Genomic DNA, 18,825 nt, shown 5'->3' with positions numbered 1-18,825 from the left:
GAAGATGATCCATGAGGGCTCGGGCCTCCAGCGACGCACAGCGGGGGCAGTAACCAACAGCCTCGTCCCGGGGGCGGCGGTCGGCCACTGGGGTTACGCCGTGCGAACGGGCTCGCCGGTCGGCGCCCGGGTGTCCTCCCGGACCTCGCGCGGAGATGCGTCCCTGTCCGTTGTGCGCGACCACGATGTCGGGGCGTGCTCTTCGTGCCGATGCGGGCGGCGGCCGGAGATGTCACCGGTGCGGGGTGTCGCGCATGGTCCAGCCGGTGCGCCGACAGACCGTGCTGCCGGGTCACGCCGCCGGCAATCCTTCCTGTCTGGGGGCTTCGCTCTTTCGGCAGCGTAACGGCCTGGCGGTCGACGCGTTGGGCAGCGCGCGCGGGTCCCGCTCGCCCCACGACGGGACCCGCGTCGCTGACGGCCGCCAGTGCGCGGGTAACGGGCCCGCGTGGAACCGTCGTTCCTCGCTGGGCGGGAGCGGGGCCAGTGGGATGCGCCGAGTCGGGCACGCCGACCCGCAGTCGGACCCGCACGGCGATCACCGTGACGTCGAGACCGGTCGTCCCCGACCAGCGACGACTGCCCGCACGTCAGCTCCCGCTCGGCAGCGGTGCTTGAATGAACCGTCGTTCCTGTTCTGGTGAAGGAGAAGCGCTGTGTCCTTGGTGTCTGTCGTGATGCCCGTGTACAACTCGGCGGCCACCCTCGGTGCGGCCGTCCGGTCGGTACTCACACAGACCCACAGTGACCTGGAGCTGCTGGTCACCGACGACCAGTCCTCCGACGGTTCCATGGACCTGCTGCGCGAGTTCGCCGCCCAGGACGAGCGCGTCCTGCCCCGTTCCGCGCCCGAGCGGGGAGGGGCGGGCCGGGCCCGCAACCTCGCCATCGAGCGGGCCCGCGGGGACTACATCGCCTTCCTCGACTCGGACGACATGTGGCTGCCGGAGAAGACCGAGAAGCAGCTCGCCTTCGCCGCCCAAGGCCGCGCGCCGTTGACGTTCACCTCGTACTTCAAGATGGACGCCGACCACGACGGTGACAGCACCGACTGGGTCCCCAACGGCCGGGTGATCCGTGCGCGGGAGCACGTGGACTACCGCGCCATGCTGGTCCGGGACCACATCGGCGCACTCACCGCCATGTACGACCGCAACGTTCTCGGCACGAGGCTGATGCCGGAGATGCGCAAGCGCCAGGACTACGCCCTGTGGCTGTCGATCATGCGGGACGGCGCTGATGCCCGAGGCCTGGCTGAGCCGCTCGCGGTGTACAGGGCCCACCAGGCCGGATCGCTGTCCTCCAACAAGCTGTCGCTCGTGCGGTACAACTGGACCCTGTACCGCGAGCACGAGCACCTGTCGGTCCCGCGGGCGACGCGGGCGCTGACCGGCGCCGTGTGGCAGTCGCTGCGGAACTCGCGCATCTGAACCCCGTGCGCCGGCCCGGGAGCCCGGTGCGCGGCCGTTTCACGCCTGCCCTGCCGAAGTGGGAAGGGCGCTGGGCATGGGTGTGGGCGGCACGATGAGTCGACGAACTGCGGACGGTGTGCGGATGGGCCCGTCCTACCGGGGGCCGGCGGAGTCGGCCCGGGCGTGTCGCGCGTTGGCCTGCAGGAGCAGGCGCGCGGCCGTTCGTGCGTGTATGGCCGGCGCCGCCGTTCCTGTGATCGCGGCCGTCGTGATGGCGCCCTCGGCCAGAAGGGCGAGCTGGTCGGTCGTGTCCGTGGGCAGGCCGGCGGCCGCGACGAGGCCGGCGAGGTAGTCACGGAAGGCCTGCTTGTGGTGGCGGGCCTGGTCGGCGACCTCGGAGGAGACGCCGCCGAGCTCTCCGAAGGAGTTGATGAAGGCGCACCCGCGGTAGTCCGGTTCGGAGAACCATGCGTGCAGCCAGTCGAACACGGCGAGCAGCCGGTCGTCGGGGGCGGTGTGTGTGTCGACGTGGCGGGCGAGGGCCCGCCGCCACTGTTCGTCGCGCCGCTGCAGGAACTGCAGCACGAGTGCCTCCTTGGAGGGGAACAGCTGGTAGAGGCGCTTGAGTGACACGCCCGAGGTGTTGCGCACCGCGTCCATTCCCACTGCCTGGATGCCCCGGCTGTAGAAGAGCTCCTCGGCAGCCTCGAGTGCCTGCTCCCGCGCCGCTTCGCGGTCTGCCATGTCTCCTCCTTGCCGCGAGAACCAACGTTCTCTAGTCTACAGAACAAGCGAGAACGATCGTTCTCACCTGGGATGGGATCGCCGTGCTCACGGGGAGCCCAGAACAAGGAGCGACCATGACGGAAACCGTACGTCCCCCGGCACCGCCGTTCACACGCGAGACAGCGATCGCGAAGGTCCGCCTCGCGGAGGACGCGTGGAACTCCCGTGATCCGCAGAGGGTGTCGCTGGGCTACACGGCGGACTCACGCTGGCGCAACCGTGCGGAGTTCGCCACGGGTCGGGAAGCGATCGTCGCGCTGCTGACCCGCAAGTGGAACACCGAACTCGACTACCGACTGATCAAGGAGCTGTGGGCGTACGGCGACGACCGCATCGCGGTGCGCTTCGCCTACGAGCACCGCGACGACGCCGGCAACTGGTACCGCTCTTACGGCAACGAGAACTGGGAGTTCGACGCGCATGGGCTGATGCGCACCCGTCACGCCTCCATCAACACGCTGCCGATCGCCGCGTCGGACCGCAGGTACTTCTGGCCACTGGGCCGTCGTCCTGACAGCCACCCCGGCCTGAGCGACCTAGGCTTCTGAGGTGTCAGACGGTCCGGTCCTGCGGGGCAGACCTGCGGTTCTCGGGGCACAGGTCGCTCACGGCCGCTCCCGGAGCCGGCGCCGGCCGGCGGGGAGCCGGACGGGCTCGACACCGGGGACGACGGTGCTGGTGAGGGTGCCGATGCCCTCCACGGTCAGAGTGACGGTGTCGCCGGCATCAGCGGCGGCGGGGTCTGCTCGCCGTGGCGGCCCCACAGCTCGGCCAGACAGCCGCCGTTGCCGCAGGTGCCCGAGCCGAGGACGTCACCCGGTACGACGCGGGTGCCGCGGGAGGCGTGGGCGGTCATCTCCTCGAAGGTCCAGCTCATGTGGGACAGCAGGTCCTCGCCGACCTTCTCGCCGTTGACATCGGCGGTCAGGGCCAGGCGCAGGAAGCCGTCAGCTTCCAGATCATGCCGCTGCTGGTCAGCGGAACCCGGCGCATCGCCCTGATCCAGGCCCGCCTCGCCCGGCTCCTCTCCCCGCTCGCCGCCGTACGCGTGGTGGAGCCGCCCTACGAGGCGGTGCCCCTGCGGGAGGCGTTGTGGTGGTACCCGGTACACACCCACGACGCGGCCCACATCTGGCTGCGCGAGACCGCCGCCCGCGTCGGCAGACGGATGGCCGAGGGGGCCGGGGGTTGAGCGAGGCCCGCCGGGCGTGAACGGAGGACGTCATCCACGGGACGGATGGGACTCATCCGGGACCGCGAGGACGCGGGGCGGCACGACGGGGCGGTGCCTGTGCCGGATGCCGTGGGCCATGTCCTCGAGGCGGAAGCGGTAGCCGACGCCGATGCCCTCGTCGTACGCGACGATGCCGTTCGACCACACTCCCCGCGGCCGCCGCGACGCCGCACACCGCGGCGCGCTCTTCCGGCTACGGGGCGGCTTGACCCGATGTGGCGTGGACGAAGCCGAGCAGGTCGAGGGCCTGGGCGTCGGGGCTGCCGGGCTCGGCCTGGTAGACGTCGAGTTGTTGGCCCGGAGCCTCCCGCAGGCCGTGGGTTGTCCGGATCGAGGCCGGCCGCCTGACGCAGGTGGCCCACGGCGGCCCCGGACATGCATGCCGACACGCGCGTGCACGCCGAGGGGTACGCGGACGACCCGCCTTCCGACCTCACCTTTCAGTCCCAGTACGTCTCGTGGGTCAGCCGGTTGCCCTGTCCGTCGAAGGTGTCGACGGACGCGATGGTCTCCCCTTCGGCGATGGGCAGGGCGAACGCACGGTACGAGGTCCCCGGGAGTGCCACCACCTCAGCGGTGCGGACCGTACCGTCGTCGAGCGTCAACCGGGCCGTGGCCGTGCCCGAGGCAGGGTTGCCGACGAAGATCCGGGTCCCGGACACCCCCTTGTCCGACAGGCTGTGCAGCCCGGCGCCCTGGACGAAGTCGTCCCGGCCGTCCACGACGGAGCAGCCCGCCCACGGCCCGGCCTGGTGGTCGACCTGGACCCCGCCGATGAACACGCGCTGACAGAGCAACGAGGGATTCTCGGGCCGGGAGTCACCGGGGCCGGAGGTTCGGTCGGCGGTGGGGAAGTCCTCCGGAACCGTGGGATGGAACTGCAGCGTCACCGACCACTCCTTGCCGTCGACGTTGCCGGAGCGGATCACCCGGCTGCGTACTCCGGCCCCCAAGGCGTCGGGGGCCGGTGAGACGGAGGGGGACGAGGCCGCGAGGGGCGGGCCGTCGTCCGGCGGCCGGTCGGTCAGCAGCGGCAGGACGACGGCCGCCGTGACCGCGGCCACCAGCGTCCCGGCCGCCGCGGACACGATGGTGCGGCGCGCCCTCCGGGCACGGGCACCGTCCAGGATGGCCTGCACAGGTGCTGGTCCGGGCGCTGTCCGCCCGGCCGCCCGGGCCAGCGCGTGTCGCACGTCCGGTGCGGAATCGGCGGCGTGCAGGGGGCCGAGCCCGTCCGGCACGGAAGCGCCCGAGGCGCCCGGGGTCCTTGGGGCGGCTGATCGCCCGCCGGGTGTGTGGGAGGCGGTCATGCGGCGCCTCCGAGATCCGCGCGGCCGTGCGCTGCCAGGGCTGGGTGCGCCCGCAGCTTGGCCAGAGCACGCGAAGCCTGGCTCTTGACCGTACCGGGCGAGCAGCCCAGCGTCCGTGCCACCTCGTCCGCCCCGAGGTCCTCCCAGTAGCGGAGGACGACCACGGCTCGTTGCCGTTCGGGCAGTTCGGCCAGGGCCTCCATCAGCACGTCGCGCTCCTCCAGACGTTCGGCCTCACCGGACCGCTGCGGACGGTCCGGAAGCAGAGGGGTGAGCAGATGGGCGACCCGTCTGCGGCGGTGGCGGCTGCGGTTGTTGTTCACCAGGGCGCGCCGCACATAGGCGTCGGCGTCCTCCCGCCGAACCCGGCCCCACCGCGCGTACACCTTGATCAGCGTCGTTTGCACCAGGTCTTCCGCTTCATGGAAATCACCGGTCAGCATGTAGGCGGTCCTGACCAGGCGGCTCCAGTAGGCCGAGGCGAAGGCCGTGAAATCGTCTTCGGCAGCGAGGGCCGGTCCGATGTGCACGAAGAGTCTGTCCCTGCGGGTGTGTGGGCGGGCAGGCGGTACGGACCGGTCCCCGGATGCCGGCGGCACCCGGGGACCGGGGCAGACGGGTCAGTCCCAGTACGTCTCGTGGGTCAGCCGGTTGCCCTGTCCGTCGAAGGTGTCGACGGACGCGATGGTCTCCCCTTCGGCGATGGGCAGGGCGAACGCACGGTACGAGGTCCCTGCCAGCGTCACCACCTCAGCGGTGCGGACCGTACCGTCGTCGAGCGTCAACCGGGCCGTGGCCGTGCCCGAGGCAGGGTTGCCGACGAAGATCCGGGTCCCGGCCGTGCCCTTGTCGGTCAGGCCGTGCAGCCCGGCGCCCTGGACGAAGTCGTCCCGGCCGTCCACGACGGAGCAGCCCGCCCACGGCCCGGCCTGGTGGTCGACCTGGACCCCGCCGATGAACACCCGCTGACAGAGCAACGAGGGATTCTCGGGCCGGGAGTCACCGGGGCCGGAGGTCCGCTCGGCGGTGGGGAAGTCCTCCGGAACCGTGGGATAGAACTGCAGCGTCACCGACCACTCCTTGCCGTCGACGCTGCCGGAGCCCACGGTACGGGCCACCGTCCGCTGATCCTCGTCCTGCGCGTGCCGAGCCGGGTGCTGCTCACTCTGGGTGGCCGACTGCGTCTGCAGCCCCTTGCCGGAGACCTCACCAGACACCTCGTCGGCAGCCCAGGCACCGGCTACCGGTGTACTGACCACGATGGCGGCCGCTGCGACGGCGACCGCGAGCTTCTTGAAGCTGCTGGACACGTTGCTCCTACGGGAAGTGGGTGATTGGACCGGAGGGCGCCTCTCCACCCACTCCTACTCCCATTGTCTGCCCGGGGGTTGCACGCGACGGCAGATCCTCTGCCACTCGCACTCGCACTCGCACTCGCACTCGCACTCGGGCGAGCAGCCGTCGAGGAATCAGCCTCCGGCCCGGCACCTGGCCCATGCGGCCATGTCGGAACCCCGTGGTGGTCAGTGCCATCGGCGTTTTCACCGGGCTGTCGAGTGTGCCCTTGACGACGGGCCGTCGTGCCGTCTCGGCGGTCGGCTGTCGATGCGGGTATTGCGGCGAGTGGATACTTCCCCCAGACGACGTGACGGTCGGGACGTCGGGCACACTCACGTCGGCCTTCGCGATCGGCATGGTCGTCGGCGCACCGCTGATGGCCGGGCTCGCCCGCAACTGGCCCGCACGGTCCACTCTCCTCGGGTTCGTCCTCGTATGCGCGGCGGCGCACGCCCTGGGCGCCACCACCACGAACTTCGCGGTACTGTTCGCCACCCGGGTGGTCGCGGCGCTTGCGAATGCGGGGTTCCTCGCCGTGGCCCTGACCGGCACCATGCTCGGCTGGCGGGCCACTTTCTGGGCCGTCGCCGCCCTCTGCCTGCCCGCGGCCATCGGCATCCTCAAGGGCATCCCGGCCGGCCCCGCGCGGGGAGCCGAGTCGCCCGCGCCGGCGCTGCGAGCGGAGTTCGCACAGCTCAGGAGCCCACGCCTGGCCCTCGTGATGCTGCTCGGTGCTCTGGTGAACGCGGCGACCTTCGCGAGTTTCACCTTCCTCGCGCCGATCGTGACCGGCACCGCCGGTCTGAGCGATCTGTGGGCATCGGTCGTTGCGGTGCTCTTCGGTCCGGGGTCCTTCGTCGGTATCACCGTGGCCGGACGAGTGTCCGACCACCGTCCCGACCTGGTCGTCATGCTCGGCGGCCCGCTGCTGCTCCTCGGCTGGCCCGCCCTGGCTGTCACGGCCGAGCAGCCGGCCGCCCTGCTCCTCCTGGTGTTCCTGCAAGGCGCGCTGTGGTTCGCACTGGGCAGCACCCTGATCACGCGGGTCCTGTACGAGGCGACAGGAGCACCCACCATGGCCGGTTCCTACGCGACCGCGGCTTTCAATATCGGCGCCGCGGTCGGACCGCTCATCGCAGCGACCGCTCTCGACACCGCCCTGGGAGAGCTCGGACCGCTGTGGGTCAGCGGACTGCTCATCGCGATCGCGCTGCTAGTGACGTTCCCCTTCCGCAGCGTGATCGCGGCCCGTCACAAGGCCGAGCTGCTCCAGTGACCCACGCGCACCCTTCCTCGGACGGTCGACAGGGGCGGCAGGTCTGCCTCGCCTGTCCGCTCCGGTGAGGGAGGAGTCGCTACGGCACATGCGGTGAGACGGACACGGCCCGGACGTCGCGGGCGCCGGTGGACCCGTCTCCCGAACCCCGCTCAGGCCGGATGCCCTCCGATGCTGACGTATACGTAGCCCTCGCCCGCGCGTGGTGCCCGCGTCCATGACCGGGTGGTGAAGGTGCGGAGCCTGCCCCGGGTCAGCGCGAAGCGGGGGAGGGAGAGGCCGAGTTCAGTGTGCAGGGCCTCCAGTACGCGCAGTTCGCCGTCCAGCTCGGTGTCCGCTGGGCGGAACAGGTGTGCGGGTTCCAGGGCTTTCGGTATCGCGCCGGAACGCTGGATCTGCGTGCCTCGTACGGTGAAGGCGTAAAGTTCCTCGCCGTGTTCGGCCACCGAAAGGTGGAACGCGGCCGGCCGGTCGGGCGGAGAAGGGGGCGTCGGCTCGCGCCACACCACGACCGCGCGGCCGGAGAGGGACGCGGCCGCTGCGGGGGACACGAACCGTTCGTCCAGGCGGTGGCGGGAGTGGCCGTCGAATGCGAAGGCCCACCCTTCGCCCGTGCGGCCGACGGCGACGACGGCCCGGTCCTCCCAGAGCTCCACACCCTCGCGTTCATGGGGCTTGGGCGCCCGCCAGGAAGCCGTTCGCGGCTCCACCGGTGCGCTCAGTTCGGCGCCGTCCTCGCCGATCAGGGACGGCAGGCGGGTCGGGTCGGTCGCGTCGGCCCAGACACAGCGGTAGCCGTCGAACGGCCGCCGGTCCGCACCGAGGCCGGTCAGCCAACTGAGGCCCGGCGGGTCGAGATCGGGCACCGGCTCGGGAGCGGGCCCCGTCTGCCCGGCTCGCGGTGTTCCGAGGAGCTCGCGCCCCCGTTCGGGCGTGACCAGCGGACCCAGTACCGGATCGGCCAGCAGCCCGATCGGGGCGATCAACAGGGGGCCCGGCGCCTCCCACGCAGGGAACGCGTCCCGCAGCAGCCGCCACGCCGCGTCGCCCGCGCCCCACAAGGCCTGCTGCCTGGCCTCGGCGACGGCTCCGCCCCAGGGGCCGGGAGGCGCGTAGCGGTGAGTGCCCTCGCGCATCGCCCGCAGTACGGCCTCGGCGGTCCCCCGGGCCACCCCGCGGGCGGCCATCATCCCCAGCCAGTGGTCGTCCCCCAGCCGCCATGTGCCGCTCGCCGGACTCATGGCCTCCACGGGCAGGACCTCCGACAGGTAGCGAGGGTCCGCCGCCAGGCCGCCGTAACCGAACGAGCCGCGCGGGTCCAGGAGGTGCCGGATCTGGTGCAGCAGGACCGCGCTTCGCGGCCGTCCGAAGGACAGCGCCTCCTCGAGCCGGGGCAGGGCATCCTCGTACCGTCCACGCAGGGCCAGCCGACGGGCCTCCTCCACGTTGGCGTCCTGAGCGCGCGTGGTGGCGTTCACGAAGCCGGGCCTGTCCGCCCGGCCGGAGTGGAAGCCGCGGTACATGGCCTCCATGTACGCGCGGAACGACGGGTAACGGTCCGGCAGCTCACCGTCCCAGCCGCGGTAGACGTACAGCGCCCACTCGCCGTCCCGATCGGTGTCGCCAGGGTCGAGCAAGGCGTGTGACATGTCGGACTCCGTCTCGAGCCGCAGCGCCCGTTTCCACATCCCGGTCAGCAGGGTCTCCTCCCTGCTCGGATCGGGGCCCAGCATCTCCTCGTAGAGCGAGGTCATGTCGTACGGATCCTGGAACCAGTCGATGTCCGAGACTCCGCCGAGCCGGTAGATCCCGGCCGTCTGGTCGACGTGCCACCCGTCACTCGCGGCCAGAAAGGCCCGGTACGAGGGCGGCAGCCGCCGCCCCAGTCGCCGTTCGGCCGCGGCTATCGCCACTTCGTCCGCGCCAGGTCCGCCCAGGCGTACATGGGCCTGCACATCTCCGTCGTCCTGGCCGGCCTCTGTGCGCGGAACCCACTCCTCCTCCCACCGGCCGAGGAAAGCGTGCCAGTTGAATCCTTCGCTACTCATGGCTGGATGGTGCCATCTGGCACCGACAACGCGGGCACCGCGACCGCGCCGCCCGGCCCGCGGGTGCGGCGATGACGCGCCCGGCCTCCGAAGCCGCACGTAGCGCACGGAGCGTCCAGCCCCCACCTTGCCGCGATCAGCCAACGGCGCGGACCATCGTGGTCAGGACCGGCGACGCCGGTGACGGATGGCTCCGGCCGAAGTGCTCGCCGAGATCGACAACGCCACGGCGGTGACCCGTGACGGGGCCCTCGGTCGCGCCGAAGACGCACCGTACTACCGGATCGTCGCCATCTTCGGCGCGCATGAGGATTCCCCAGCCGGAAGTGCACGATCTCCCCCGGGGGATCTGGAGCCCACAACGCAGGCGCCGTCGGATGAAGGGGCATCGGCGCTGCCACCCGGTGTCGTGCGCCGGCCGAACGCGCTGATAGAACCCCGCTATGACGTACAGATTCACTGCTCGTGTTGCCACAACAGAGATCGATCCTGATGGCTGCTTCACCGAAGCCGCTCTTGCCGAGGGAGCGGACGGAAGTGGATTCACTTTGATGTTCATGGCGGGCGAGGACGATCCAGATGATCAGGAGGTCGCCGCAGGTATGGACACACATTGCCTTGTCACGGCCGGGCAAGGGACCGCCTATGGCTGCGTGCGCGAAGCCGTTCTGACGGACAACGTCCTCCGCGTCTCGCTCGACCCTGAGGCACTGGAGGACTTGCGGGTGAGCGACAGCGAGGTTGAGGCCGTCATCGAAGCACCGGACGAGGACGTCGTCCAGTTCCGTGAAGTCCTCGCCCAGGTGCTCGCCTACGGACGTGCCGACGCCGCGCCCGTTCGCGTAGCCGTCTGAGCCCGTCACCGGGTCCGGGAACGGGGAGTTGCCTGAAGCCGATCGGAGCGATCCGCGGGACTGGATGACTGTCGGCGCTACGCGGCCCGGGAGGCGCGCCGGGGGCCTGACGCTGGAGTCGTGTCCCAGGGTGCCGCCTTGCGGATGCTAGCCGAGCTGGGCGTGTCGGCAGGTTCCGGTGAATACGCGGCCGAGTTGGTCGTCCAGCGCGGCGAGGACCGCCGGTTTCGATGTGCCGTCGGGGTCGACGTGCGTGTGCAGGGCGAGACCTTCGGTGAACGCAACGATCCGTAGGGCCTGGTCAGCCGCGTCGATCCGCTGAGCGACCTCGCCGCACACCGTGCCGTTTGTGATGGCCTGGGAGACGCGTGAGCGGATGCCCACGAGGGTCTCTCTCTGGACGGCGGCCAGGCGGGCGTTGTTCGCGGCCTGGCCTGCGAAGGCCAGACGTACCAGGAACTCGGCTCGGCGGGCGTCGTCCAGCGGCATGAGCTCGGCCAGCGCCTGCCGCAGCATCTCGGCGATGGTGCGGCCCTCGGCATCGCCTCGGTTCACCAGCTCGTCCACTCGTGCGGTGAAGCGCCCGTTGACGCGGGCGAACGTGGCCAGCAGCATCTCCTCCTTCGTTGTGAAGTAGTGCTGCACCAGGCCGACGGACACGCCCGCTTCCGCGGCGGTCCGGGCGACGGTCACGGCGTTGAGGCCGTGTCGCACGACCAGGCGTTGGACAGCGTCGGTGATCTGCCCGTGTCGGGCGTCATGGTCGGCAATTCTCGGCACGTGAGAACGGTATCGCGTGCTATAACCGTACGTCTATATTGCTACTGGAGGGGGTCCTGTGATGTTCCGACGAAGCTCAACTCGCTTGTTAGGCCTATTACTTGGCCTCGCCCTTCTCCTGCCACCCGGTATGGCCACCGCGGACCAGGCCAGTGACGGACAGTCGGTCGCCGGCCGCCGTGACCCAGCTCTCCAGGCCCTGGCCGACCAGGTGGTGGCCGACCAGAATCCCAACCCGGGCGCCTTCCTGCTCGCCCGACGTGGCTCGGACGACCGCTTCGGCGCGGCCGGCGTCGCGGACCGTTCCGCCGGTACCCCGATGACCCCGGACCTGAGGTTCCGCACCGGCAGCGTCACCAAGACCTTCACCGCGACGGTCGTCCTGCAACTCGTGGCCGAGCGCCGGTTGCGACTCGACGACACCGTGCAGAGCCTGCTGCCCGACCAGCTCCGCACCGACAACGCACTGTCCGGTGCGCCCGTCACTGTCCGCCAGCTGCTCAACCACTCGAGTGGGCTGTACGACTACGTCGAAGGGCTGCTTCCCCACTTTCGCGGGCTTGACCAGTACTGGCCCCGCGACCAGCTGATCGGCATCGGTCTTGCCCAGCCCCGGTACTTCCCGGTTCCGGGCACCCGGTTCCGGTACTCCAACACCAACTACCTGCTGCTCGATCTGATCGTCGAACGGATCACCGACCGCGACCTCCGCACCAACCTCGAACGCCGTATCTTCGCTCCCCTCGGGCTGCGCGACACCTCGTACCCGCTGGCGCAGACCACCATCGACGGAGCACATGTACACGGCTACGCGGACGTCTCGCCCCTGTTGCCGAACGCGCCGGACGCCACCCGGTTCGACGTCACCGCCTTCAGCCCGTCCGAGGCCGGCGCGTCGGGCGCCGTCGTCTCGACCGCGGCCGACATCGCACGCTTCTACCGGGCCCTGCTGCAAGGACGTCTCCTGCCCCGAGACATGCTTCGCCGGATGCTCACCGACACGGTCCCCACAACCGGCAGCGCCCCGCCCGCCGTCGCCTACGGCCTGGGCATCTACGTCTACGCCACCAGCTGCGGCCGTGCGTACGGCCACGGCGGCAGCGCACCCGGTTACCTGACCTACGTCCTCAACAGCCGCGACGGGCGCGGCCAACTCGTCGCCCACACCAACTGGAACTCGTTCACCGGCAACGGGATCGACGAGGAGTTCTGGGAGGCCTTCCAGCAGGGCTACTGCGGGAAGCGCGGGTAGCGTCCATCGGCGCCAGACAGTAGGGACCGACCTCTCGCGGGACTGCGGTGTGGTGCAGCGGGGCATCCACGAGCTGCGCGTCCGCATGGGCGACATGGAGGAGCAGGCTCGGCGACCTGCGCGAGGTCGGCGTCCAGCGGCAGCTCCGCCGCGTCGGCCAGGGCTCGCAGCACGTCCGCTGTGGTGTCGTCGATCTCAGCCGACCACGCCGTTTGTCTCTACCTGGCGGGTCTGCAGGCCCGGAACTGAGGCCTGGAACGCATGTACTTCTACGCGTGGGGTCCGTCTCCGCCTCGCTCGGGCTCCGGCAGCGTCCGATCTGGTGGTAGTGACGAATGGCGCGCGGGGTGGTCCCGGCGAAGGCGGCGGCATCGCCGATCTTGACCTCGCGGGGAGGCAGGGCGGAAGGGTACATCGCAGACAGGGCCTTTCGTGCTGTGGTGCCCTCGACGACACCACATGCCGCTACGGCATGTGCAGCTACCCACCACCGATCCCCCGGCGGGTGCCCCGTTCCCGGACAGGCCCGCAACGGCGGGGAGATCCGTCGAGACCGGAGCCGTACTGACGGCACTCGCTGGTCACCAGTGGTCGAGGGGCTCGGCCGCGTAGGTCCCGTTCTCAAGGAGTACGTCCGTCAGCTCGTAGAGGCGCTGGCGGCCGCCGATCCACGGAGTGTTCGTCGTTCCGGTGGGCCGGGTGGTCTCGTACCGCACGGGCGTGCCATCAGCGCCCTCGGTGCACGCGAGAGTGAAGCGGCGTACGCGGGGCGGATCGGGTGAGTGGCCCGGTACAGAGGGCGGGCATGGCGGCATCGCTCCCGGGTGGCGGCCGGTCGTAGACCTGCCTCTTGCCGGTCCGCAGTACCGCGACGAGTGGGACGCGAGAGGTTTTGATCGCTACAGGGATCGGAGCATCCTCGGTGTCGCCGTACTCGGCGCGCAGGCCCAGGAGGGTCTTGAAGCCGGGCGAAGTACCGGTGATGTGGCGTTTCGCCCCTCGGCCCGTGCGGTGCGAAGCGGGGGCGGTCAGTGCACACCGAGCAGAGTTGAACCCGTTCAAATTCCATGACAGCGTGAGTGCTTGCCGATCTGGGCCGCGGGTTGACCAGGGTGTGACGTACGCAAGGGGAGTCATGCGTGATGAACGAGGGCGAGTCGCTGCGATGCGATCGGGTGGAGTGGTCTCCGCGGTCGCGGTGTTGATGCTGGCCACGGGGTGCGTGTGGCAGCCGCAGACACTGGCTCGGGCCGACATCGCGGGCACCTGGGCCGGGGGCGATGCCGGGACCCTGCGCTTCGAGGACGATGGCACCGTTGTCGTGACCAACCTCGCCGAGTACGACAACGACGGCGACGAGGTGTCGGAGTGCAGCGGCACCGGCGAGTGGGGCGTGTATCCCGACGACAAGGCAGCCAAGCAGCTGTGGACCAGCGTCTGCGATGGCAACCCATGGGAATTCGGCGGCTCGAAGGCGCATCCGAAGATGCGGCGCGGCGTGGGCAATCCTGAGCATGGGAACTTCCAAACCCTCAGCCACGAGGAGTAAGAGCCGTCCGGCGCGGCGCGTCCGGCGCGTTCGGCCCGTCATACGCCGGAGCGAAGGGGCACGATCCGCGGCCGCGGGCGGGTACCCTCAAACCCGCCCCGCCCCACGGTCTACGTCATGGTCCGTCGCCGTCCAAGTCGACGCAATGACCGGTTACGTGGGCTGCGCTCGCCCCGTTCTCACGTCCCTCCCGCAGTCCTTCGGCCGGTCCTGTAGTTGCTACTCCGGCACCGGAAACACCCAGGTCGAACGCCTCGATGTCGCCCTCAACACCCTCACCGGCCTCAGCCTGGCCGACTGCGTCCATGCGGCCGACCGGAGCGCAGGACGGACACACGGCCGGAACCGACCAGCAGCAGGTCCAGGCCGCTTCCGACGTCGCAGGGAGGTCGGCTGGAGTGGATCCCGGTGGAGACCACCGTGGCCGGTGCCCGGGCGCGTCAGAGCAGCATGCCGAGTGGCCTCGTTCGTCGACGTCCCCGTGCCGAGGGGCTCCGCACCGGTCCTGACGGTCGGCATGCACCCCCGCCGCGCCGCGCCGCGGACGACGACGTGTCGCCGGTGGTGCGCCCGGGAGCGGTCACGCGCGGTCTTCCGCCACCGCGCCGTCCAGCGCGGCGGCGCGGCCGATGAGGTCGTGGAGGCCGATGGCCTCGGTCCGCGTGGAGGGAACGGTGCACGCGTGCGCCCCGGCCACCGCGCCGTAGAGGCCGCAGCGGGCGGGCGGTTCGCCGCCCAGCCAGCCGTACAGGAAGCCGGCGGCGAACGCGTCGCCGGCGCCGTTGGAGTCCACCACGGGCCCGGGAGGGGCGACCGCGGGGATGTGTGTCAGGACGTCGTCGGTCAGCAGGTACGCGCCCTCGCTGCCGGCGGTCGCGACGACCACCCGGGCCCTGCCCCGCTCGACGATCCCGCGCATGGTCCGCTCCGGGTCGGACAGTGCCGTGGTGGAGAGGAAGACGAGGTCCGCCTCGTGGGCGAACGGCACGTGGTAGGGGTTGACGCCGTCCCAGTCGTGCAGGTCGGTCGAGACGGTGAGACCGGCGGCGCGCAGCGCGGGCAGCGCGTACGCGCACGGGTGGGTGATGACGACATGGGCGTGCCGGCTCGCACCGGCCAGGTCGCGCACCACGTCGTCGGGCAGCCGGTCGGTCTCGCCCGCCCGGCTGTCGTCGTACAGCGACAGTCGCCGCCCGTCGGGGCCGACGAGGTTGACCGCGCGCTTGGTGCCGCCGGGCTGCCGGACCTCGGTGAAGGGGATGCCCCGGTCCCGGTGGAGGGCGCGTACGAGATCGCCCTCGTGGTCGTCGCCGATCATGTCGAGGTGGTGTGTGCGCAGGCCCAGGGCGTGCGTGCCGACGGCGAAGAAGTCGCCGCTCTGGCCCGCGCGGGTCACGATCCCGGGGCGGATCATGTAGCTGTCGGCGAACGGGAGGGGCAATTCCGGCACGTGGACGACGGTGTCCACGCCGGCGCCGCCCAGGACGAGGACGTCGATGCTGCGGTTCACAGGGGTTCCTTGCTGTGTCGACCGATCGGGAAGCGACCGGGGAGGCGGGCGTACGGGTGTGCGGGCGTAGGGGGCGTGCGGGGCGGAGCGGGGCGTTCACGCGGGACATGCAGTGCTGTGCGGGGGCAGGAGGAGCGCCGGCCTCCAGGCATTACGTGCGAAGACGGCCGCGACGTCGGCGTGTTCGTTGGCCGACGCGGTCTCCTCCGCCGGCCGCAGCAACCGGGGACGGGCGTTGCCCATGGCGACGGTGCCGACGGGGGCGAGGCCGGTAGCCGGGCGGCCGCGGCCAGTCCGCGGACAGTAGCGCGACCATGCCCTCCCGAGTGCATGACGGCGATCAGGTACCCGCAGCCGCGAACCGCCGGCGCGGCCACACCGTCGTCGTCGAGGTGCCGGCTGCGGATGAGTACCTTCTCCACCGGTCGCTCCCACAGCGGGTTCGGGGCCCTCCGCGAGCCCCCGGCCGTGCCGCACACGTGTGCCGAAGCCGGCCGTGACGAGGAGCTTTCCGGCGCCCCCCGCGGTGACCACCGCGAGCGCCAGCCGCCAAGCCTCCCCGATGATGCGCTCGACGAGGGACCGGTCGGTGGCGCGGTCCAGGGTCGCCGTGGCGGGCAGGCGGTCCGTGCCGGCGTCGTACAGCCGCGCCCCTACGGTCGGCATCGCCTTGCGGCGTTCCCCGCCCAGGAGGACGGCAGCGCTCCAGCTGCCGGGAGCCAGCCGCGAGGCCAGGTAATGCCGCAGCAGCCGCCGTCGCATCGCTCGCCGGGCTCGACACCGGCTGCGTGCACCGCCACGACACCCCCCGAGTCACTCGGCACTCCAGCCGAAGGCCCGCCGAATCCGTTCAGCACAGGGACCTTAACGACCGTGTCCGACGTTCCGCAATGCCTTGCAGAGACATTCTGCAAGGCATTTCAGGTCCGGTGCAGCCCTGCCACCGACCGGCGGAGTGTGCCGCGGACCCAGGAGTGAGACGCGGCGGTTCGCCTCCTCGTGGTCCGGACACGCATGGCGATGGTCGAAGCGTCTACCTCAGCGAGATCCGAACTCGCCCGAGCGGAACGAAGCCATAGTGCCGCATCAAAGGGGATAAGGGGATTTCCCCTGTCAGCAGGCAGGAGTCCGCCGCCGTGCGTCGGTCCGATCCGGAGGATGTCGCCACGCGATCTCACGTCGCCGGACGGGGGGAGGCGGACGAACGGCATGCGAGTGTGGCCGTAGACCACGGTGCCGCCGGGCAAGGGGGCTGCGGGAACCGCTTCGGCGCGATGGGCGAAGGACTGGTGAAAGCCCAGCTATTCGAGCATCGTCCTTGGACGAGAGGAGTCCCGATGACCGTCGGACCAGGCGTCGGCGTCGGCACCGCGCGTGCCGATGCGGAGAGCGACGCCTCAGTGATCGCGCGGTCCCGGGACGAGCCCGAGGTGTTCGCCGCGCTCTTCGACCGGCACGCCGACGCCGTGCACCGCTATGTGGCCCGCCGCCTCGGCGGCGAGGTCGCAGACGACCTCGTGGCGGAGACCTTCACCACCGCATTCCAGCAGCGGCACCGCTACGACCCGGCCCGCGCCGCGGGCGCGGACGCCCGGCCGTGGCTGTTCGGCATAGCCACCAACCTGGTCAGTCGGCACCGGCGGGCCGAGGCCCGCCGGTTCAAGGCCATGGCCCGGGTCCCGGCCCCCGCCGACCACGACGAGCCGCTGGCCGACCGGGCCGCGGACCGGGTGGTGGCCCGGGCCGTAGGCCGCGAGCTGGCGGCGGCGCTGGCCGCGCTGCCCGCTCAGCACCGGGACGTGCTGCTGCTGGTGGCCTGGGGGGATCTCGGCTACGGGGAGACGGCCCAGGCCCTCGGTGTTCCCGTGGGCACGGTCAGATCACGGCTGCACCGGGCTCGCGGCAAGCTGCGCGAAGCATTGGGCGGAGCCAATCCGACGGCACTGCGAGAGGTGTCCGACCATGAATGACGAACTCGAACTCTTGAGGGAGTGGGACGCGGACGCGGCCCCGCTCACCGGTCCGGCCCGCGACCGGGCCCGGCACCAGCTGCTCAACGCGATCGCCCACGCGGACCGGCGCACCGGCAGGGGCACCGGTCCCGGTCGCCGCCACGTACTGCGCCTCGCGGCGGCCGCGGTGGTCGCCACGGCCGTTACGGGGACGGCGGTGCTGATCGGCACGAGCGGCTCCGGCGAGGGCGGCACACCGGGCACGGGCAGTCCGCGGGTGGAGAACGCCGCCGCGACGGTGCTGAACGGGGCGGCTGCGTGGGAGCGCGAGCAGGAGAAGCAGCCGGCGGCGCCGCGCGACGACCAGTTCATCTACTCGAAACGGATCATCAAGGAGACGGAGCGGAGAACCGGCAAGGTCAAGACCTACACCGACGAGATGTGGGAGTCGGTCGATGTCTCCAAGCCCTCCTTGACCATGGAACTGGGCCGCGAGATGTGGGAGGAGCCCGCGGACGAGGGCGGCGGGGTGTGGCCACCCCGGAAGTGGAGCGAGCTGAAGAAACTGCCCCAGGACCCGGAGAAGCTCGTCCTGGCCATCATCTCCCTCGGCTCCCGCGCCGCCGACCGGCCGATCAGCGATCTCGACGAGCACGAGCGGTTCGAGGCCTACTGGCTGCTCGGCGAGCTCCTGAAGAACCCGGTGCTGCCCCAGGGACTGCGCCCCGCGGCGTACGAGGCGCTGGCCCTCGTGCCCGGTGTCAGGACGATCCCGGGAGTGAAGGACTCCGCCGGGCGGACCGGGGTGGGGATCGCCCATACCGGACGCGGGTCCTACAAGAGCAAGTACCTGATCTTCGACCCGGTGTCGTACGAGTTCCTGGGATTCCGCGACGAGCGGACCTCGACTTCCGGGAAGAAGTACGTCCAGCTCTCGCACGTAGTGGACTGGGGGGTCGTCGACCGGGTGAAGCAGCGCCCGTAGGCCGCGGTCCCGTGGCCGGGGAACCCCAGACGCCGCAGGCACCGGCAGATGGCCGCCGGCGGCCCTGGGGGTCCCGGCCCGAGCCCGCCGGCAGCATCCCGGTGCCGCGTATTCAACTCTCGTCGATTCCCCGAGGAACCGAGCCCGCTGGTGACCTCGTGTGATCGACAGGCGCTATCGGCCCCTGTTCCGCCGGTCTCGCTGCGGAGTCTGATGGTGGCCGGTACGTCGATCATGTTCGACACCGAAGCGGTGGGCGGCAGGCACCATAGGCCGGCGACCGCATCCGCCGAACGCGAAGGCGGCATGGTGATGGCACGGCACTGGTACTCCTCGTCGCCCGTCGTGGACGGGCACCCGCTCCTGGCTGAGCCGGGCTTCTGGCCTGCGTACTTGGCGGATCTGGCTGACGGGTTCGCGCCGGAGGCCTACGGATCGGACGCGGGCGACGCGCACGTCATGCTGGACACGCTCCACGATCGGTCGGCGTGGCCGCGGTTCGAAACGCCGCTGGTCGGCGGCTTCGCAATCGTCGTGCA

General features: G+C 71.0%; 15 protein-coding genes and 5 pseudogenes. 9 read left to right on the top strand and 11 right to left on the bottom strand.

What is annotated here, in order from left to right; translation table 11 throughout:
* Window positions 1-656 precede the first annotated feature (656 nt).
* The gene (locus M6G08_RS25865) at window positions 657-1,430 is read left to right on the top strand and encodes a glycosyltransferase family 2 protein (protein WP_272589543.1); all 774 of its coding nucleotides are present in this window, start codon (window positions 657-659) and stop codon (window positions 1,428-1,430) included.
* A gap of 135 nt (window positions 1,431-1,565) precedes the next feature.
* Here the strand turns inward: M6G08_RS25865 and M6G08_RS25860 are convergent, their stop codons facing one another.
* Window positions 1,566-2,156, bottom strand: a complete 591-nt coding sequence (locus tag M6G08_RS25860; protein WP_272589542.1) for a TetR/AcrR family transcriptional regulator — start codon at window positions 2,154-2,156, stop codon at window positions 1,566-1,568.
* Between the two features lie 116 nt (window positions 2,157-2,272).
* Between M6G08_RS25860 and M6G08_RS25855 the strand changes: the two genes are divergently transcribed.
* The gene (locus M6G08_RS25855; RefSeq protein ID WP_272589541.1) at window positions 2,273-2,746 is read left to right on the top strand and encodes a nuclear transport factor 2 family protein; all 474 of its coding nucleotides are present in this window, start codon (window positions 2,273-2,275) and stop codon (window positions 2,744-2,746) included.
* 57 nt (window positions 2,747-2,803) lie between these two features.
* Here M6G08_RS25855 and M6G08_RS25850 read toward each other — a convergent pair.
* Window positions 2,804-3,153, bottom strand: a pseudogene (locus M6G08_RS25850) (fumarylacetoacetate hydrolase family protein); the annotation flags it as partial.
* On the opposite strand from M6G08_RS25850, the pseudogene M6G08_RS25845 reads away from it, so the two are divergent.
* Window positions 3,148-3,390: pseudogene (locus M6G08_RS25845) on the top strand (LysR family transcriptional regulator); the annotation flags it as partial. The pseudogenes M6G08_RS25850 and M6G08_RS25845 overlap by 6 nt on opposite strands.
* A 482-nt stretch (window positions 3,391-3,872) precedes the next feature.
* Here the strand turns inward: M6G08_RS25845 and M6G08_RS25835 are convergent.
* From M6G08_RS25835 to M6G08_RS25825, 3 genes are all read right to left on the bottom strand, one after another.
* The gene (locus tag M6G08_RS25835; protein WP_272589540.1) at window positions 3,873-4,571 is read right to left on the bottom strand and encodes a hypothetical protein; all 699 of its coding nucleotides are present in this window, start codon (window positions 4,569-4,571) and stop codon (window positions 3,873-3,875) included.
* Between the two features lie 167 nt (window positions 4,572-4,738).
* On the bottom strand, window positions 4,739-5,272 hold the full coding sequence (locus M6G08_RS25830; RefSeq protein ID WP_272589539.1) for a SigE family RNA polymerase sigma factor: 534 nt from the start codon (window positions 5,270-5,272) through the stop codon (window positions 4,739-4,741).
* 90 nt (window positions 5,273-5,362) lie between these two features.
* Complete coding sequence (locus tag M6G08_RS25825; protein ID WP_272589538.1) at window positions 5,363-6,052, bottom strand: hypothetical protein; 690 nt, start codon at window positions 6,050-6,052, stop codon at window positions 5,363-5,365.
* Window positions 6,053-6,387: 335 nt separating this feature from the next.
* Between M6G08_RS25825 and M6G08_RS25820 the strand changes: the two are divergent.
* Window positions 6,388-7,356, top strand: a pseudogene (locus M6G08_RS25820) (MFS transporter); the annotation flags it as partial.
* A gap of 152 nt (window positions 7,357-7,508) precedes the next feature.
* Here M6G08_RS25820 and M6G08_RS25815 read toward each other — a convergent pair.
* Window positions 7,509-9,404, bottom strand: coding sequence for an SMI1/KNR4 family protein (locus M6G08_RS25815; RefSeq protein ID WP_272589537.1), 1,896 nt, complete (start codon window positions 9,402-9,404; stop codon window positions 7,509-7,511).
* A 443-nt stretch (window positions 9,405-9,847) separates the two neighbouring features.
* On the opposite strand from M6G08_RS25815, the gene M6G08_RS25810 reads away from it, so the two are divergent.
* Complete coding sequence (locus tag M6G08_RS25810; protein ID WP_272589536.1) at window positions 9,848-10,258, top strand: Imm10 family immunity protein; 411 nt, start codon at window positions 9,848-9,850, stop codon at window positions 10,256-10,258.
* Window positions 10,259-10,405: 147 nt separating this feature from the next.
* Here the strand turns inward: M6G08_RS25810 and M6G08_RS25805 are convergent, their stop codons facing one another.
* A complete protein-coding gene (locus tag M6G08_RS25805; RefSeq protein ID WP_272589535.1) occupies window positions 10,406-11,038 on the bottom strand; it encodes a TetR/AcrR family transcriptional regulator in 633 nt (210 codons plus the stop codon).
* Window positions 11,039-11,168: 130 nt separating this feature from the next.
* On the opposite strand from M6G08_RS25805, the gene M6G08_RS25800 reads away from it, so the two are divergent.
* Window positions 11,169-12,290, top strand: coding sequence for a serine hydrolase domain-containing protein (locus M6G08_RS25800; protein WP_272589534.1), 1,122 nt, complete (start codon window positions 11,169-11,171; stop codon window positions 12,288-12,290).
* A 281-nt stretch (window positions 12,291-12,571) separates the two neighbouring features.
* Here M6G08_RS25800 and M6G08_RS25795 read toward each other — a convergent pair.
* The 3 genes and pseudogenes from M6G08_RS25795 to M6G08_RS36070 form a co-directional block, all read right to left on the bottom strand.
* A pseudogene (locus M6G08_RS25795) lies at window positions 12,572-12,705 on the bottom strand (MerR family transcriptional regulator); the annotation flags it as partial.
* Window positions 12,706-12,871: 166 nt separating this feature from the next.
* Window positions 12,872-13,006 (bottom strand): hypothetical protein, encoded by a 135-nt coding sequence (locus tag M6G08_RS25790; RefSeq protein ID WP_272589533.1) that lies wholly within the window; start codon window positions 13,004-13,006, stop codon window positions 12,872-12,874.
* A 121-nt stretch (window positions 13,007-13,127) separates the two neighbouring features.
* A pseudogene (locus M6G08_RS36070) lies at window positions 13,128-13,286 on the bottom strand (IS110 family transposase); the annotation flags it as partial.
* Between the two features lie 184 nt (window positions 13,287-13,470).
* On the opposite strand from M6G08_RS36070, the gene M6G08_RS25785 reads away from it, so the two are divergent.
* Window positions 13,471-13,839: a hypothetical protein gene (locus M6G08_RS25785; RefSeq protein ID WP_272589532.1), complete on the top strand. Its 369-nt coding sequence runs from the start codon at window positions 13,471-13,473 to the stop codon at window positions 13,837-13,839.
* 580 nt (window positions 13,840-14,419) lie between these two features.
* On the opposite strand, the gene M6G08_RS25780 is transcribed toward M6G08_RS25785, so the two are convergent.
* A complete protein-coding gene (locus tag M6G08_RS25780) occupies window positions 14,420-15,349 on the bottom strand; it encodes an adenosine kinase (protein ID WP_272589531.1) in 930 nt (309 codons plus the stop codon).
* A 1,337-nt stretch (window positions 15,350-16,686) separates the two neighbouring features.
* On the opposite strand from M6G08_RS25780, the gene M6G08_RS25775 reads away from it, so the two are divergent.
* Both M6G08_RS25775 and M6G08_RS25770 read left to right on the top strand, forming a co-directional pair.
* Entirely contained in the window at window positions 16,687-17,319 is a 633-nt protein-coding gene (locus M6G08_RS25775) for an RNA polymerase sigma factor (protein ID WP_272589530.1), read from the top strand.
* Window positions 17,312-18,286: a CU044_5270 family protein gene (locus tag M6G08_RS25770; RefSeq protein WP_272589529.1), complete on the top strand. Its 975-nt coding sequence runs from the start codon at window positions 17,312-17,314 to the stop codon at window positions 18,284-18,286. The genes M6G08_RS25775 and M6G08_RS25770 overlap by 8 nt, the downstream gene beginning before the upstream one ends.
* The last annotated feature ends 539 nt before the right edge of the window (window positions 18,287-18,825 follow it).

The sequence above is a fragment of the Streptomyces sp. M92 genome, from assembly GCF_028473745.1.
Lineage (GTDB): Bacteria > Actinomycetota > Actinomycetes > Streptomycetales > Streptomycetaceae > Streptomyces.
This window is presented reverse-complemented; position numbering and strand designations above follow the sequence as displayed.